The organism is Natrinema soli, assembly GCF_028618695.1.
The window spans coordinates 1-14,966 of record NZ_JAQIVI010000830.1; the positions used below are offsets into that span (position 1 = coordinate 1).

Genomic DNA, 14,966 nt, shown 5'->3' on the forward strand with positions numbered 1-14,966 from the left:
CCGTTGACGAGGGATGGATTGCGGGCGAAGAGCGACGCGAGGAGGAGCGCCGAGACGACCGCCGCGAGTCGGTGCCGGTAGCCGACCAGAAGGCACGCGGCGGCACCGCCCGCGATCGAAACCAGCAGGGCCTGTAACCACACCGAGCCGGAAAGGGCGTGCAGGGACCACGTCGCGAGCGTCGGAGACGCCTCCGCGAGGGCGGACCTGGGGAGGACGCCCTCGTCGGTGTAAAAGGTTCCCAGCCCCGGAACGCGGAGGAAGAGGAGATCGCAGAGGACGACGAGCCCCAGTCCGATCCGGAACGCAGCCAGCGCGCGGGGATCGATGCCGAGTCGCGACCGACCGAACGCGCGAAGCGACGCGAGCGTCGTCGACTCGCCGTCGGCCGTCGTGAGTGTCGATCGATCGCCAGTCATACGGAGCAGTCGGATCGAGCCCCGATTGTCAACCGGAATATAAGTATTTTCTTCTCTCCGCCGCTCGAGAACACGAGGGCCCCGTCCCGACGGGAGGACCCGTCTCGGCTACGCCGGCGTACTCGCCCGTCGTTCGGCACGGGCCGCGATCGACTCGTTCATCGCGACGAACGCGCGTTCGACCCGCCCCTCGTCGAACAGCAGCGGGACGAGCGCACCTCTGACCGTCTCTCGCTGTAGCAATCGCGTCCGCCGTCCGTCGTCGATCGGCACGAGGTGGAACTCGTGGTAGCGATCGAGCGCGAACGGAAGAACGAACCGGTCGAGCCAGGCGAGCCGTCTGTACGGCTCGACGGTGACGATCATCGGCCCGTCGAGGGACCGACGGGAATCGACGGGCTGGTACTCACCCCGTCGCTCCGTCCCGTCGATCGCGATTTGCTCGACGGTTCGACTGACCGGGTTCCACTCCGGGTAGTATTCGAACTCGAGCAGCGCCTCCCAGACGACGTCGGGCGGCGCGTCGATCTCGACGAACACTTCGACCACGTTCATAGGTATCGTAGTGCACACATGGGAATGGCTGTACCGGTCACTCGTCCGCCGGTGACGTCGGTCACGGCTCCGAAACGAGGAGGGATGCGCGGTATCGACCGCGAGAGCGGGCGATTTGGCCGCGATCGGCTCTCGCAATGCGGGCGTGCGACGAGCCGATCGACTGGCGCAGTCACGCGCTGTCGTTGAACCGCCGGTTCGTCGAGAGCGGCGCGTCGCCGGGTTCACCCCGGACGAAGTGACCCGCCGGGTTCGTTTCACCGTCCCGTTCCATCGAGAGGAGTTCGACGAACCATGCCTCGTGTTCAATCTCCTCCTGGAGGATGCGCTGGGCCATGTCGTAGGTCCGCGGATCGACGCCGTGGGTCATGTCACAGATCTCCGACCACGTTCGGATCGCACAGCGCTCGGCCTCGAGCAACACTTCGAGGATGCTCTCGGCGGTCAGGTTCTCGAGGTCGAACCCCTCGGTCTCGTAGGGCACCGGCATCTCCGCGTCCGGACAGGACGCGCGGTCCGCGAACTCCCGGATGTCGTTGGGCAGCGCACCGCCGAGTTCGTACACTCGCGGCGCGACGAGTTCGAAGTGCGCCCGGTCCTCGAGGCGGGCGTCCTCGGTGATCTCCTTGTAGTCCTCGTGACCGGCCAGATGCATTCGGAGGTTCGTATAGTAGTAGTACGTGGTGAACTCGGCACCGATCGCGTCCAGCAGTTTCTCGCGCAGTTCCTCGGGTTCGAGCCCGCGCTCGCGGAGCACGGCCATTCCGACGCGCTCGCTCGTGTCCCCCGCATCGACGTTCCCTGCCGCGTGTGGTTTCTCGTCGGACATCCCACCGATCGACTCCCATAACTCGACGCATCAATCTTTGCTTGCAATTGCCATAACGATTCGATTAGCGCCGGGTCAGGCTATAGTAGCGACTGAAAGTCACTGCACATCTGATCGCATGGTAGCGTTGCGATCAGCGTGTAAACCGTTTCAGCGGCTACTATATCCCGTGAGTTACCGATCGGTCGCTCTCATCGTATTCCGTCGGTGTGATCGCAATATCCTTACTCGCCAACCCCCGAGGGTTGTGTATGAACGGTTCGGATCGCGGACTCTCGCGTCGCGCGTTCGTCCGCAGTGCCGTCGCAATCGGCGGTGCGAGCGCGCTGTCCGCCTGTCTCCAGCGCGAAGCGACCGAGGACGTGCCCCAGGCCACGCTCTCCCCGGAGGAGCTCCCGGATCGCCAGCACGCGTGGAACGAGTTCCTCGGGACGGACGACGATGGAAACGTTCGGCCGCCCGAACACCACCTCCTGCTCGGCCTCGAGTACGTCGGCGACGGTCCCGCCGACGCGGCGGACGAACGCGAGCGGCTCGAGACCGCGTTCCGAACGCTCGAGAGAGCGTACAAGCGCGGCAACGAGGGACTGGCGTTCACGATGGCCTACGGCCCGGCCTACTTCGACCGCTTCGACGCCGACCTCGCGGGGGTCGATCTCCCCGACCCGACGTCACTGACACCGCTCGACGATCCGGAACTCGACGAGTACGACGCCTTACTCCAGGTGGCCAGCGACTACGGTCACGTCACACTGAGCGTCGAGGAGGCCCTGACGGGTGAACTCGACGAACTCAACGGGATCGAGGTCGACGGAACGTTCGACGGGATCTTCGAGGTGAGCGACCGCAGAACCGGGTTCATCGGTCGCGGCCTCCCGGCCGACAATCAGTCCGGCGTCCACGGCATCCCCGACGGCGATCCCGTTCCGGACGACGCACCGATGTTCATGGGGTTCAAATCCGGCTTCAAACAGAACCAGGCGAGCGAGGATCGCGTGACGATCGACGAGGGCCCGTTCGCGGGCGGGACGACGATTCATCTCTCGAAGATCCAGCTTCACCTCCACCAGTGGTACGAACAGGACAGCCGCGGTCAGCGCGTCTCCAAGATGTTCTCGCCGAACCACAACGCGGAGAATCTCGTCGAGGGGGCCGGCCACAACCTCGGCGACGCGAGTCGCGTGACCGAAGTCGGCGGGAGCGCGGCCGAAGACGCCCGGAACGAGGGGACGGTCGGCCACGCCCAGAAGGCCGCTCGAGCCCGCGAGGACGGCGAACCGATCATCCTCCGGCGCGACTTCGACTCGACCGACGACGACACGGCGGCCACCCACTTCCTCTCGCTCCAGCGCTCGATCGACGATTTCGTGAAGACCCGAGAAGCGATGACCGGGACCGATCTCGACGCTCCGGTGTTCAACAGCGGTATTCTCCAGTACATCAGCGTCACGAACAGAGCGAACTACCTCGTCCCGCCGCGGGAACTTCGGTCCCTGCCCGCGCCGGGTCCGTCGGCGGAGTGAACGGCGACGACACGATCGACTCGCGAGTACTCAGCCCGAATTGGCTGGGACGTGCGTTCGACTGCCGCTGGCCGCCAGATCGTCGAACAGCGCCGCGGCGTCGTCGGCCAGCGGATACGCGTCGTGATAGGGGTCGATCTCTCGGTCGGTGCCGGAGACGAACCGGACGGCGTCCGCGACGCGCTCGTAGTTCTCGTCCACGATATCTCGGACGAGCACCGGCATCCCCGCTCGCTCGCACAACTCCGTTGCAGCGGCCCGGCCCGCCCAGACCGTTTCGGCCTCGATATCCGCGAAGAACAGCGCGAACGGTGTCTCGCCGAACTGGGCCTCGAGGAACGCCTGTGCGACCGGCTCCTCCCACGGAACGACGCCGACGGCCTCGAGTTGGCGCATCGCGGTCGAGGCCGCCGAACAGAACGGACAGTCGCCGTCGTAGAGCAGAATGCCGCTGAACTGCGGTGCCGTCGGCTCCGTCACGAGACCTCCTACGACAGCGGAGCCGAAAAGGTTCGGCGGGCAGTTGCCGGTCGCCCGTCTCACTCGCGGCTCGTTCGCACTCGGCGGCTCGAGCCCCCTCAGCCGAGCTTCGACCGGCCCGGCGGTCTGTCGTGATCGGCGCGGTGTCTGAGCAACTCGTCGGAACGCTCGACTTCGATGACGCAATCAGAGCGGGGACGCGCGACGCAGGTGAGGACGAATCCGGCCGCCTCGTCCTCGGGGTAATACCGCTTCGCCCGACTGTGATCGACCTCGCCCTCGAGGAGCTTCGCGCCGCAGGTAATACACCACCCCTGCTGGCAGTCCGCCGACAGCCAGAGATCCGCAGCGCGGGCCGCCGCGAGGATCGCCTGGTCCTCGCGGACCTCGATCGTCCGGGACTCGCCGGTGGCGTCCAGATCGGCGTCCTCGGGCACGCGAAGTTCGACGTCCCACGTCGTGGAGGCTGTCACGGGAACACGTACGGCCGGCCGCGAAAAAGGCCTGCGGCCGGACGATCGCAAGCCGCGGTGCCGCCTTCCCTAGGACCTTTGCCCTCGAGACCGATCGGAAAACCGATGCGAGCCGCAGCCTTCACCGACTTGATCGGTCCCGAGGGAGTGAGCGTGATCGAACGGGACGAGCCCGAACCCGGCCCCGACGAGGCGCTGGTCGACGTCGAGGCGTGCGCGATAAACCGTCACGATCTCTGGATCCTCGAGGGGGATTCGGCGATGGTCGACGCCGACGACCTGCCGTTCGTCACCGGCCTCGACGTGGCCGGCGTCGTGAGCGAAGTCGGGGACGGCGTTCGCGGTCTCGAGCCCGGCGACCGGGTCGTCTGCTGTCCCAACCAGACCTGTGGGACCTGTCGATTCTGCCGCGAGGGTCCCGAAAACATGTGCGAGCGATTCTCGTTGTTCCACGGCGGTCTCGCCGAGACCGCCAGCGTGCAGGCCGATCGGCTCGTTCCGTTGCCCGAACGCGTGGACGCGACGACCGCCGCCGCGATTCCGACGGCGTACATGACCGCGTACCACATGCTCCGGCGGGCCGAGGTGGGGCCCGCTGATCTCGTCTTCGTCCCCGGTGCAACCGGCGGCGTCGGCGTCGCTGCGATCCAGCTCGCGGATATTCTCGGTGCCGAGACGATCGGGACGTCCTCGTCGGCAGCGAAACTCGAGCGGGTCCGCGAACTCGGTCTCGATCACGGCATTCGATCGACGGATCTCGACGAGATCCGCGACGAGGTCGAGACGATCGGCGCGCCGGACGCGGTGATCAACCACCTCGGCGGCGAGTTCACCGAACTCGGCCAGTCCGTCATGCGCCGCGGCGGGACGATGGCGATCTGTGGCCGCACGGCCGGTGACGAGTCCACGATCGACGTGGCGAGCCTCTTTCTCGGCCACAAGCGCATCGTCGGCTCCACGATGGGCACCCAGGACGACCTCCGGCGGCTCGTCGAACTCGCCGCCGACGGTCAGCTACGCCCTGAAATCGATCGGACGTACGCGCTCGAGGACACCGACGACGCCTTCGCGGCGATGCGGGATCGCGAGAGCGTCGGCAAGCTCGTCATCGAACCGTAGATCGGCACCCGCGATATCGACCGTTTCTCAGCAATCCGTGCGTTCCACCGCTTGATGGGACTGAAAGGGTCTTTCAAGGTACTGCTGACGAGTTTCTCGTAACAGTAGAGCACAGTTTCTGTATACAGAGGCGCGCTCGAACTGAATCGGGTGATTCGGTAACTACATGTGCGAACTGAACGAATAACAGCGTTGAAAAGGGCCACGTGACCTATGAGAAGACTTATGCTGGCTTCATGATGAATTATTAATATGAATCGGCGGATGCGACTGGGAACTGTTCTCCTTCTCATCATGGTTCCACTCGCTGGCTGTAGTCTGACCACCGACTATACGACAACTGTTGGAGAACCCACCAATGGGACTGTAATCGAGAATGCTTCGGCAGAGTTTGTTGATGACTGGGCGGGTGTGCAATACGAAATCGAATACAACTCTAGCTATAGAGATCATACCGCTAGCTATGGGGATAATTCATCATATAGCTTCGAAGTATATGAACACGTAAACGGTTCTCTAGAATTTGTAGACCGATCTGGATTCAACAACATAGAGCCAGCGACACCACCAGTATATCAGGGTAGCGTTTCCCCACCATGGGACTCTGGTGAGGAGAGAGTATATGAAATCCGTGTTGTTAACGAAACAACGGAGGCTGTCGTTGACGCTGTAACCGTAACAATCGAAAACAATAGTTCATAACACGTCCTTTCCCTGTACGAAACGCGGTTTTCACGGATAACGCTACCTAACGAAATCGTAGTGCCAACTACTGGTAACTCGCTCGGTTCTACAGTACTAGCCGGAAGGCGCTGGCCCGACCTATTTCGGCCTCGTCGCTGTCTCTCAGGTATGACGAACATCGCGATCACCGGTGCGGCGGGGAACGTCGGCCGGGAAGCCATCGGCGCGTTTCCTGACGATGATCACGATCTCACGCTCTTTTCCCACAGCGAGACCGAGGATCTGGACACGACACCCCTCGAGATCACCGACCGTGAGGAATTCATCGACGCGCTCGAGGGCCAGGACGTGTTGATCCACCTCGCGGCCAACGCCTCGCCGTGTGCGTCGTGGGACGAGGTGCGCGGGCCGAACGTCGACGGCCTCTCCAACGCCCTCGAGGCCGCGGTCGAGAACGACCTCGAGCGGGTGGTGTTCGCGAGTTCGAACCACGCGGTCAACATGAAAAACACCGTCTCGGCGATCCGGCCCGAGTCGACGGTCGGGAGCCCCGAAATCGTCCGGCCGAGCGATCCGACCGATCCGGACACCTTCTACGGCGTCACGAAGGTCTTCGGCGAAGCGATGGGGTCGTACTACGCCAAGCGACACGGATTCGAGGTAGTGAACCTCCGAATCGGCTGGCTGCTCACCCGCGACGAACTCCGGCAGGAGTGCGACGAACGCGACGGTGCCGGCGAGCGCTACGCCCGCGCGATGTGGCTCAGCCCCGGCGACTGTCGGCGGCTGCTCGCCGCTGCCGCGACGGCAACGCTCCCGGAGTCACCCCTGATCGCCCACGGGATCTCCGACAACTCGGAGCGGTTCCTCTCGCTCGCCGAGACCATGCAGGCCCTCGAGTACCGGCCGCAAGACGACGCCGAGGCGGTCCTGAGCGACGAGTCGGACGGCCGCGACGGCCTCGAGACGACGTGATCGATGAGTCGTGGCGACCCCGAGACGGGGCCCGTTCGTTTCCTCGAGGGACCCACGGATTCGAAAGACGGAATAGCGCCACGTTCGTAGCGTCGCACATGTCAGTCAAGGTGTCCGAGTCGTCGGGCTACGGGCCGAACACCCAGATGTCCCTGTTCGGCTATATCATGGGTGCAGTACTCGTAATCGTTCTCCTCCCGCTGATTCCCGTTCTCATCCCCGTGTGGATTCTCTGGAAGGTGTTCGTCTCCGAGGAGGAGTTCGAACACAGCTTCGAGACCTGGCGACGCGAATCCGGCCGTACCGGCTCCGACCGTCACGAATCCACGGAATCCGAACCCGTAGATGCCGACGCGAAAGACACGGAAACCGAAGACGCAGAGACCGAAGACACCGAGACAGAAGATACCGAGGCCGAAGACACTGAACCCGTAGACGCGGAAACCGACCAGACGGCAGCCGAATCCTAACGCCGCCGTCCCGTCGTTCTCTCGGGGGCGACTTCTCGTTAGTCGTCGGCACTCGCGGCACCGACGAGGTCTGACGGCGGGCCGCCCGGCAGTTCGTCCCGATCGTGGGGTGCCTCGAACTCGAGGTCGGGACCGCGGGCGACGATCCCGTTCGGGTTCACGTCGGGGTGGGTCGTGTAGTAGTGCTCCTTGATGTGGTCCATGTTCACCGTCTGCGCCACGCTCGTTCGTTCGCTCGGCGTCCCCTCCCTTCGGTCGGCGACGCCGGTCTGATAGAGGTCGCGCAGATACGGCCAGAGGTTGTCGTACTCCCGGACGTACTGGACGTTACACATGAAGTGCGTGTGGTAGACGTTATCGAACCTGACGAGCGTCGTGAACATCGCGATGTCGGCCTCGGTGAGCCGATCGCCCGCGAGGTAGCGCTGGTCCGCCAGCACCTCGTCCCAGTGATCGAGCGCCGAAAAGAGATCGTCGACCGCCTCGTCGTATGGCTCCTGTTTCGTCGCGAAGCCCGCACGATAGACGCCGTTGTTGATCGGCTCGTAGATCTCGTCGATGATCCGGTCGACCTCGTCACGATACCCCTCGGGGTAGAGGTCCACGTCTCGCGACGCCACACCGTCAGACTCGCTCCGCTCGACTGACGAGCCCTCACTCGCTTCACTCGCGAGGATCCCGCCGAACTCGGTGTCGAGCATCCGCATGATCTCTTCGGACTCGTTGTTGACGATGGTATCCTCCTGTTTGTCCCAGAGCACCGGCACCGTCACGCGACAGGTCGCGTCCGGATCCGCACGCACGTACAACTCCCGCAGGAAATCCGCGCCGTGGACGTGATCGGGCGTACAGCCCTCCTTTTCGGGAGTGAACTGCCAGCCGTCCTCGTCGCGGTAGGGATCGACGACCGAAACGGAGATCGCGTCCTCGAGCCCCTTCAGCACCCGCGTCACCAGCGTCCGGTGGGCCCACGGGCAGGCGTACGAGACGTAGAGGTGATACCGGCCCGCCTCGGGCCGGAACCGGGCGTCGGGATCGTCGCGAATCTCGTTCCGGAAGGTCGTCTCCTGCCGTTCGAACGAGCCGTCGTCGTCGGTCGACTCGAGCGCGTCGGTTCGCCACTCGCCGTCGACAAGCATATTCATACCTCGTCGTACGGTCGCGACGTTCAAATGATCTCGCTAACACTCGCGTCACCGCTCTCGAGTCCCGGTGATCGAAGACAAGCGTTTAAACGACTCCCGTGAGCACTCGAGGTATGGCAGACGACGGGGATCGACACCGCCAGAGCCGCCTGTTCACCGACGACGACGGCGAGTTCGACGCCGACCGCGCGCGGGAGGAGTCCCTGCCGGTCGAGGACGGCGAGGTGATCGATACCGACGACCTCGCGGATCACCAGCGCTACGTCGAAGGTAGAGGGATCTACGACGAGCGCAACCGGGTGAACGACCTCACGGGCAAGGAGTGGAAGTACGCCACGAAGTCCGTGATCGCCGAGGGCTATCCCCCAGCCGTCCAGCACGACCTGCGCAGCGAACACGGCGGCCAGAAGCCCCCGCGACTCTGCGCGGAGCTGATCGGCCGGTTCAGCAAGGCCGGCGACACCGTCCTCGATCCCTTCGCGGGCGTCGGCGGCACCCTGTTAGGTGCGAGCTTCTGCGAACACGAGGGCACCGGCCTTCGGGAGGCGATCGGCTTCGAGCGGACCAAACGATGGATCGAGATCTACGAGACGGTCCTCGAGCGGGAGAACGAGGAGCGTCGCGAGCGCGGCGAGCCGCCGCTGGCCGAAGGGGACGTACGACACGGCGACTGCGCCGAGTTGATCGACGGCGTGCCCGACGACTCGGTCGACCTCCTGTTGACCGACGTCCCCTACTGGCACATGGACGAACTCGAGCAGACGCGCAACGAGCGCCGGACTCGCGAGAGCAAACTGGGCTCGTTCGACGGGCAGCGGGACGGCGAGACAGCGGTCGATGCCGATTCGGGGCCATCGGATGGGGATTCCACCTCGGAGTCGTCCAACGGGGATGATAGTTCGGAACCGACCGATGTGGATGACGGTTCGGAATCCGCCGAGGAAAGTGGGGAGTGGGTCACGAAAGCCGACTGGCTCGCGGACATGGCCGGCAAGTTCGCCCGGTTCACCGACGCCGTCTCGCCGGACGGTCACGTCGTCGTCTTCATCGGCGACATGTACCGCGAACAGTCCTACGAGTTCCTTTCGGCGGATCTCGCGCGGACGATCGAGTCGACCGCGCCGCTAACCCTCGCGGCGAACCTGATCTGGTACGATCCCACGAAGGACCTCCACGTCTACGGCTATCCGTTCTCCTTCGTCCCCTCGATGGTCCACCAGAACGTCCTCGTCTTCCGCCTCGAGGACGAGGGCGAAAGCGGCGGCTGAGTCGCTACCGTCGGCTGGCAGTGACGGAGTTGAGGTGGTCGGCCGGCCCCGACGAGTCCTGTTCACAGTCCCCGCCGAGAGCGCCGTCTGAGACGGATTTCCGCACCGGTTTCCCGGCGCAATCGCGACCGTCCTGCGGGTGCGCCGAAACCGACTGACAGCGGACCGTCTGACCCCCGTCAGTCGATCGTCTGACGCGGATTTATTGGGCACCGGCGCAACGGAAGGAACAGGCGCGAGGCGGCCTCCCCACCCCTCCCCATCCGCCTGCGCGCCTGCTCCCGTTTCTCTCCCCCTTTTGTCGCGTCGACCAGGCCGGTCGAGTTACAGCGGCTGGTTCGAGGCCGATTCGAGCCCGGAGACTACCCGGCTAGGCGTTTGCGGGCGACAACGTCGACCGAACCTCCTCGGCGCGATCCGCTTCGGTGATGACCGCGACCTCGTCTCCGGCCTCGAGTTCGGTCCCCGGGAGCGGAATCGTCAGCGGCTCCCGAGCGCGGCCGTGGGCGTAGATCCGCGCGGACTCGGGCAACTCGAGTTCGCTCATTCGTTTGCCGACCGCCGGCGATCCGTCCCGAATCTCGAGGACGGTCAACTGGAGGTTCGCGGCGAGATCGGCGACGACGTTGAAGTCTCCGCCGAGCAGGGCGGTCTTCGCGCCCGCAGCGCCGAGCCGTTCGGGGTAGATGATCTCGTCGACCTCCTCGGCGTACTTCTCGTAGATGTCCTCGCGGTAGTCCTCGTCGATCCGGAGAACGGTCCGGCAGCCGTGGTGGGTACCGACCATACACGCGGCGAAGTTGGCGTTGAGATCAGGCGTGAACGCGCCGATCGCATCCGCGGTTTCGATCCCCGCGTCGACGAGGACGTCTTCGTCAGCACCGTCGCCGTGCACCGTCTCGAACCCGTCGGTGGTGGCGCGTTCGATCCGGTCCGTGTCGTCGTCGACGATGCGGACCTCGTGGCCTTCCTCCGCGAGGATCGTCGCCGTTCGCGACCCGACCCGACCGTATCCCACGATGACAAACCTCATGGTATCACGGTACGCGCCCCGTAGTGAAATACGTTGGTCCCTCCCGCGAGAATTCCCGTTTCGACCGCGATGTGTTCCCCTTTCGGACGCGATGGGCCCCTCGCTGACGAGGATTTCGTCCGATCAGTCTCAGCGAGGCGATCGCCCCTCGACCGCCGCGAGGAATCGAGCGGAAGAGATGTAAAAATTTCGATGTTACCCACGACCGTGTCCAAATACTGACCGATTCGGACAAGAACCTTTAACTAATCGGTGTTATTATGCTCGAGCATCCAATATGGGGGTATTCGAGACGCTCGCGGCGTACTTCAGGCTCGACGAACACGATACCGACCTCGGGACGGAAACGGTCGCGGGAATAACGACGTTCCTCGCGATGTCGTACATCATCGTCGTCAATCCGCTCATTCTCAGCGAGGCGATCACGCTCGAGGGCTACGATGCCGGCGAAGTCCAGCAGATGATCGCCGTCGCGACGATCCTCGCGTCGGCGGTCGCCATCTTCGTCATGGCGTTCTGGGCCAACAGACCGTTCGGCCTCGCTCCCGGGATGGGGCTGAACGCGTTCTTCGCGTTCACGGTCGTCATCGGCCTCGGCGTCCCGTGGCAGGTCGCGCTCGCGGCCGTTTTCGTGGAAGGGATTATCTTCATCGCGCTGACGGCGGTCGGCGCGCGGAAGTACATCATCGAACTGTTCCCGGAACCCGTCAAGTTCGCGGTCGGGGCCGGAATCGGCGTCTATCTGCTCTTTCTGGGACTCCAGGAGATGCAGATCGTCGTGGACCATCCGGACACGCTCGTCACGCTGGGTAACGTCGCGACGAGCGCGGTCGCAGCGCTTTCGGTCGTCGGCCTCGCGTTGATGCTCATCCTTCACGCTCGCGGAACTCGAGGATCGATCGTCATCGGAATCCTCGCCACTGCCGTCGCCGGGTGGGTACTGACCGTCGCCGACGTCGTCTCCCCGGGGACGCTCGTTCCCGCCACTACCTACGATCAGCTCTCCAGTGACGGGTTCCTGAACCTGATCGCGAACGTCCAGTACGACTTCACGCCGCTGGCCGCCGGCTTCGTCGACGGCCTCGGGATGATTACCGACGACCCGCTCGTGTTCGCGCTGGTCGTCTTCACGTTCTTCTTCGTCGACTTCTTCGACACGGCCGGGACTCTCATCGGCGTCTCGCAGATCGGCGGATTCCTCGACGAGGACGGTGACCTCCCCGAAATCGAGAAGCCGCTGATGGCCGACGCGATCGGCACCACCCTCGGCGCGATGGTCGGAACGTCCACGGTGACGACATACATCGAATCGTCAACCGGTGTCGAGGAAGGCGGGCGAACCGGCTTCACCGCTCTCGTCGTCGGCCTCCTCTTCATGCTCTCCCTGCTCATCGTGCCGCTAATCGGTGCCATCCCGCAGTACGCGTCGTACCTCGCGCTGGTCGTCGTCGGCATCATCATGCTGCAGGGCGTCACCGACATCGACTGGCAGGACCCGTCTTGGGCGATCTCCGCCGGACTGACGATCACGGTCATGCCGCTGACCGCGTCGATCTCGAACGGGCTCGCCGCCGGGATCATCAGCTATCCGCTCGTCAAAGCGGCGATGGGCAAGGCCGAAGACGTCTCCGTCGGGCAGTGGGTGCTTGCCGTCGCGTTCATCCTCTACTTCGCCGTCTTCTTCGCCGTCGACGCCGGAATGGTCTCGTTCTAGCGTCGACCGCCGATCTCCGCCGTTGACGGCTGTTCTTCCGCGATCTGACCGCAGGTGCCGTCAGCACCCTCGGTTCCGGCAACCGCCCGATCGACCGGTGGGATAATACGTCTTCCGCGGCAATACGTTCGTATGGCAGACATCACGATGTACGAGCTTCCGGGCTGTCCGTACTGTGCGAAGGTCCGCTCGAAACTCGACGACCTCGAGCTCGAGTACGATATCATCGAAGTGCCGCGTTCGCACGACGAGCGCACCGAAGTCGAGAACGTCAGCGGCCAGACCGGCGTCCCCGTCATCGTCGACGAGGCGAACGATGTCGACGGGATGAGCGAGAGCGACGACATCGTCGCGTACCTCGAGGAAACGTACGGAAACGGCGCAGCCTGAAGTCCAGGAGTCGATTGTAGTCCGTTCTTCGACAGGCAGTTCGCCGGCGGAGCGATTACCGTTTCCACCAGAATCGGTTCGAAAGGAGGGTGAGTACCGTGAACGAGAGGTACCCACCGATAACGTAGACGCCGACGAACACCATTGCATCGGCCGCCGTCGTGACGGTTGTCCCGTAATTGAAGACGAGTCCGAGAACTGCGACGGTGAGGACGAGGAACGCGCGGCGCCGACTGACGATTTCAACAGTCCACTGCCCCTGCATCGGCGTTCCTCGCGGTCAGCATTCGAGAAACTGTCGTCCGTGGTGAATAGTACCGACCGGATCAGGCCGCTTCTTCGTACTCGGAGCGCTCTCGAATGACGTCCCGGAGTTCGTCGGTGTTCCGGAACGTCGCGAGTTCGTCGCGTTCGACCAGGGCGGTGCCGTCGACGGACTCCTGTTTCGCTCGGTCGACGACGTAGACGGATTGCGTTCGCGTGACCTGGCCGATCGAACTCATGATCCGGGCGCGCTTCTCCGCGGCCTTCGTGAACTTCGAGTGGCCGGTGAGGACGATGTCGCTGTCGTCTTCGTCCTCGCTGACGGCCGTAAACGGCGACCGTGCCGTCGGGTGAACGCTGTAGCCGGCCCTCGTGAGGACGGCGACCACGTGTTCGTCGTCCGGATCCGCGTCGGGATCGTCCGGCGTCGCCTCGCTCTCGTGGACGTCGTCGGCCCCCTCGAGCACGTCGACGGGGCTCGTGAGCGGGGCATCGAACATCTCCTCGAGGGTCATCGCGACCTCGACGGAGGCGTTCATGCCGTCCTCGTACTTCGAGACTGTCCGCCGGGAGACGCCGAGTTCGCTGGCGAGTTGGCCGAGGCTCCAGTCGCGGTTCTCGCGCTCGTCGGCCAGCAGGTCGCCGTCGATGTTGACGTAGAGGCCGCCGGGGGCGGCGTAGATCAGCGGCGGGACTTCCTCGATGAACAGGTTATACGCCGTATCGGGGCTGAAGACGGGGACGCCGTGTCGGAAGTAGACGACGTCGGGTTTCAGATCCTCGTCGCGGCTGCGCAGGCCGATGACCAGGGGTGTCGCATCGAGGTAGGTTCCCAGGCGTCGCATCTCCTGGCCGGTCGCCCGGTTGAACGCGTCGATGTTCGCGAGGATCTTGACGAGGACGAGGTCCTCACCGCGTCGTGCGGCGATATCGAAACTCTTCGGTCGAATCGCACACCGGTCACTCACCATGAATCCCGCGTCCTCTAACATCGCGGTCACGTTACCGACAAGTGCGGAGCGGGACATACGGGGTTGTAAGCGATTCCTCCTATAAGACGTTTTCCCCGGGATGTCCGTGTCCCGTGTCGCGATTGCGGGCCGTATCGGGAGTATACTTATATAGGAGATTACGCGACCCCGGCGACGGGGATCCCGAAAGGCGTTACTCGACCGGCGTGCAAGCACGGGCGATGACCGTCGTCGGGATCGACGATACCGACTCGCGCGAGCGAGGAATGTGTACGACGTACGTCGCCAGAGCGATCGCCGACCGGCTCCGCGAAGATGACTCGGTGAGCGTCTCGAGGCTCCTCCTCGTCCGGCTCAACCCGGCCGTGGAGTACAAAACTCGGGGGAACGCCGCGCTCGCGATTCACACCGATTGCGACCCCGACCGCGCCTTCGAGATCGCTCGCGAGCGACTCGAAGCGCTTTCCGAAACCGACGACGAGCGAACGAATCCCGGACTGGTCGTGGCGGCTCACGATCCGGACGAAGCCGTTCCCGCCGACGACATGAGTCGATTCGCGCACGCGGCGATCCGGGACCACCTCGCGATCGCCGACGCCGCGGCCCTGATCGACCGGCACGGCTATCGGTCGTGGCACGCCGGCGACGGCCGCG

Annotated in this window: 17 protein-coding genes and 1 pseudogene; 9 read left to right on the forward strand and 9 right to left on the reverse strand. The window is 64.2% G+C overall.

The features are described 5' to 3' along the window. From PGX04_RS33500 to dps, 3 genes and pseudogenes are all read right to left on the reverse strand, one after another. A pseudogene (locus tag PGX04_RS33500) lies at nucleotides 1–419 on the reverse strand (HTTM domain-containing protein); the annotation flags it as partial. 108 nt (nucleotides 420–527) lie between these two features. After that, nucleotides 528–974: an SRPBCC domain-containing protein gene (locus PGX04_RS33505; protein ID WP_273742419.1), complete on the reverse strand. Its 447-nt coding sequence runs from the start codon at nucleotides 972–974 to the stop codon at nucleotides 528–530. A gap of 172 nt (nucleotides 975–1,146) precedes the next feature. Continuing rightward, the gene (gene dps / locus PGX04_RS33510; RefSeq protein ID WP_273742420.1) at nucleotides 1,147–1,803 is read right to left on the reverse strand and encodes a DNA protection during starvation protein; all 657 of its coding nucleotides are present in this window, start codon (nucleotides 1,801–1,803) and stop codon (nucleotides 1,147–1,149) included. 251 nt (nucleotides 1,804–2,054) lie between these two features. Between dps and PGX04_RS33515 the strand changes: the two genes are divergently transcribed. Beyond that, on the forward strand, nucleotides 2,055–3,326 hold the full coding sequence (locus PGX04_RS33515; protein ID WP_273742421.1) for a DUF7405 family protein: 1,272 nt from the start codon (nucleotides 2,055–2,057) through the stop codon (nucleotides 3,324–3,326). Between the two features lie 30 nt (nucleotides 3,327–3,356). Here PGX04_RS33515 and PGX04_RS33520 read toward each other — a convergent pair whose 3' ends face one another. Beyond that, nucleotides 3,357–3,806 carry a thiol-disulfide oxidoreductase DCC family protein gene (locus PGX04_RS33520; protein WP_273742422.1) on the reverse strand — a complete coding sequence of 150 codons (450 nt, stop codon included), beginning with the start codon at nucleotides 3,804–3,806 and terminating at the stop codon, nucleotides 3,357–3,359. A 98-nt stretch (nucleotides 3,807–3,904) separates the two neighbouring features. Continuing rightward, complete coding sequence (locus tag PGX04_RS33525; RefSeq protein WP_273742423.1) at nucleotides 3,905–4,279, reverse strand: 2Fe-2S iron-sulfur cluster-binding protein; 375 nt, start codon at nucleotides 4,277–4,279, stop codon at nucleotides 3,905–3,907. A gap of 105 nt (nucleotides 4,280–4,384) precedes the next feature. Here PGX04_RS33525 and PGX04_RS33530 point away from each other — a divergent pair, with 105 nt between their 5' ends. The 4 genes from PGX04_RS33530 to PGX04_RS33545 all read left to right on the forward strand — a co-directional run bounded on the left by PGX04_RS33530 (nucleotide 4,385) and on the right by PGX04_RS33545 (nucleotide 7,527). Further along, nucleotides 4,385–5,398: an alcohol dehydrogenase catalytic domain-containing protein gene (locus tag PGX04_RS33530; protein ID WP_273742424.1), complete on the forward strand. Its 1,014-nt coding sequence runs from the start codon at nucleotides 4,385–4,387 to the stop codon at nucleotides 5,396–5,398. Between the two features lie 252 nt (nucleotides 5,399–5,650). Continuing rightward, nucleotides 5,651–6,100 carry a hypothetical protein gene (locus PGX04_RS33535; protein ID WP_273742425.1) on the forward strand — a complete coding sequence of 150 codons (450 nt, stop codon included), beginning with the start codon at nucleotides 5,651–5,653 and terminating at the stop codon, nucleotides 6,098–6,100. 150 nt (nucleotides 6,101–6,250) lie between these two features. Then, nucleotides 6,251–7,057, forward strand: coding sequence for an NAD-dependent epimerase/dehydratase family protein (locus PGX04_RS33540; RefSeq protein WP_273742426.1), 807 nt, complete (start codon nucleotides 6,251–6,253; stop codon nucleotides 7,055–7,057). A 98-nt stretch (nucleotides 7,058–7,155) separates the two neighbouring features. Further along, a complete protein-coding gene (locus PGX04_RS33545; RefSeq protein WP_273742427.1) occupies nucleotides 7,156–7,527 on the forward strand; it encodes a DUF7535 family protein in 372 nt (123 codons plus the stop codon). Between the two features lie 38 nt (nucleotides 7,528–7,565). Here PGX04_RS33545 and PGX04_RS33550 read toward each other — a convergent pair whose 3' ends face one another. Continuing rightward, nucleotides 7,566–8,672, reverse strand: coding sequence for a glutathione S-transferase family protein (locus tag PGX04_RS33550; protein ID WP_273742428.1), 1,107 nt, complete (start codon nucleotides 8,670–8,672; stop codon nucleotides 7,566–7,568). 113 nt (nucleotides 8,673–8,785) lie between these two features. On the opposite strand from PGX04_RS33550, the gene PGX04_RS33555 reads away from it, so the two are divergent. Next, complete coding sequence (locus PGX04_RS33555) at nucleotides 8,786–9,940, forward strand: DNA methyltransferase (RefSeq protein ID WP_273742429.1); 1,155 nt, start codon at nucleotides 8,786–8,788, stop codon at nucleotides 9,938–9,940. A gap of 370 nt (nucleotides 9,941–10,310) precedes the next feature. On the opposite strand, the gene PGX04_RS33560 is transcribed toward PGX04_RS33555, so the two are convergent. Next, complete coding sequence (locus PGX04_RS33560; protein WP_273742430.1) at nucleotides 10,311–10,973, reverse strand: potassium channel family protein; 663 nt, start codon at nucleotides 10,971–10,973, stop codon at nucleotides 10,311–10,313. A 277-nt stretch (nucleotides 10,974–11,250) separates the two neighbouring features. On the opposite strand from PGX04_RS33560, the gene PGX04_RS33565 reads away from it, so the two are divergent. Continuing rightward, entirely contained in the window at nucleotides 11,251–12,687 is a 1,437-nt protein-coding gene (locus tag PGX04_RS33565; protein ID WP_273742431.1) for an NCS2 family permease, read from the forward strand. 132 nt (nucleotides 12,688–12,819) lie between these two features. Further along, complete coding sequence (locus tag PGX04_RS33570; RefSeq protein ID WP_273742432.1) at nucleotides 12,820–13,077, forward strand: glutathione S-transferase N-terminal domain-containing protein; 258 nt, start codon at nucleotides 12,820–12,822, stop codon at nucleotides 13,075–13,077. A gap of 55 nt (nucleotides 13,078–13,132) precedes the next feature. On the opposite strand, the gene PGX04_RS33575 is transcribed toward PGX04_RS33570, so the two are convergent. Beyond that, entirely contained in the window at nucleotides 13,133–13,342 is a 210-nt protein-coding gene (locus PGX04_RS33575) for a hypothetical protein (protein ID WP_273742433.1), read from the reverse strand. Between the two features lie 61 nt (nucleotides 13,343–13,403). Continuing rightward, on the reverse strand, nucleotides 13,404–14,369 hold the full coding sequence (locus PGX04_RS33580) for a transcriptional regulator (RefSeq protein WP_273742434.1): 966 nt from the start codon (nucleotides 14,367–14,369) through the stop codon (nucleotides 13,404–13,406). 164 nt (nucleotides 14,370–14,533) lie between these two features. Between PGX04_RS33580 and PGX04_RS33585 the strand changes: the two genes are divergently transcribed. Next, nucleotides 14,534–14,966: tRNA(Ile)(2)-agmatinylcytidine synthase (locus PGX04_RS33585; protein WP_377043926.1), on the forward strand; the 433-nt coding region annotated here is incomplete at its 3' end.

What these genes read in the sequence shown, in the direction of transcription:
- PGX04_RS33505 (WP_273742419.1), bottom strand. Translation starts at nt 974, where the DNA reads ATGAACGTGGTCGAAGTGTTCGTCGAGATCGACGCGCCGCCCGACGTC.
- dps (WP_273742420.1), bottom strand. Translation starts at nt 1,803, where the DNA reads ATGTCCGACGAGAAACCACACGCGGCAGGGAACGTCGATGCGGGGGAC.
- PGX04_RS33515 (WP_273742421.1), top strand. Translation starts at nt 2,055, where the DNA reads ATGAACGGTTCGGATCGCGGACTCTCGCGTCGCGCGTTCGTCCGCAGT.
- PGX04_RS33530 (WP_273742424.1), top strand. Translation starts at nt 4,385, where the DNA reads ATGCGAGCCGCAGCCTTCACCGACTTGATCGGTCCCGAGGGAGTGAGC.
- PGX04_RS33535 (WP_273742425.1), top strand. Translation starts at nt 5,651, where the DNA reads ATGAATCGGCGGATGCGACTGGGAACTGTTCTCCTTCTCATCATGGTT.
- PGX04_RS33540 (WP_273742426.1), top strand. Translation starts at nt 6,251, where the DNA reads ATGACGAACATCGCGATCACCGGTGCGGCGGGGAACGTCGGCCGGGAA.
- PGX04_RS33545 (WP_273742427.1), top strand. Translation starts at nt 7,156, where the DNA reads ATGTCAGTCAAGGTGTCCGAGTCGTCGGGCTACGGGCCGAACACCCAG.
- PGX04_RS33550 (WP_273742428.1), bottom strand. Translation starts at nt 8,672, where the DNA reads ATGAATATGCTTGTCGACGGCGAGTGGCGAACCGACGCGCTCGAGTCG.
- PGX04_RS33555 (WP_273742429.1), top strand. Translation starts at nt 8,786, where the DNA reads ATGGCAGACGACGGGGATCGACACCGCCAGAGCCGCCTGTTCACCGAC.
- PGX04_RS33560 (WP_273742430.1), bottom strand. Translation starts at nt 10,973, where the DNA reads ATGAGGTTTGTCATCGTGGGATACGGTCGGGTCGGGTCGCGAACGGCG.
- PGX04_RS33565 (WP_273742431.1), top strand. Translation starts at nt 11,251, where the DNA reads ATGGGGGTATTCGAGACGCTCGCGGCGTACTTCAGGCTCGACGAACAC.
- PGX04_RS33570 (WP_273742432.1), top strand. Translation starts at nt 12,820, where the DNA reads ATGGCAGACATCACGATGTACGAGCTTCCGGGCTGTCCGTACTGTGCG.
- PGX04_RS33575 (WP_273742433.1), bottom strand. Translation starts at nt 13,342, where the DNA reads ATGCAGGGGCAGTGGACTGTTGAAATCGTCAGTCGGCGCCGCGCGTTC.
- PGX04_RS33580 (WP_273742434.1), bottom strand. Translation starts at nt 14,369, where the DNA reads ATGTCCCGCTCCGCACTTGTCGGTAACGTGACCGCGATGTTAGAGGAC.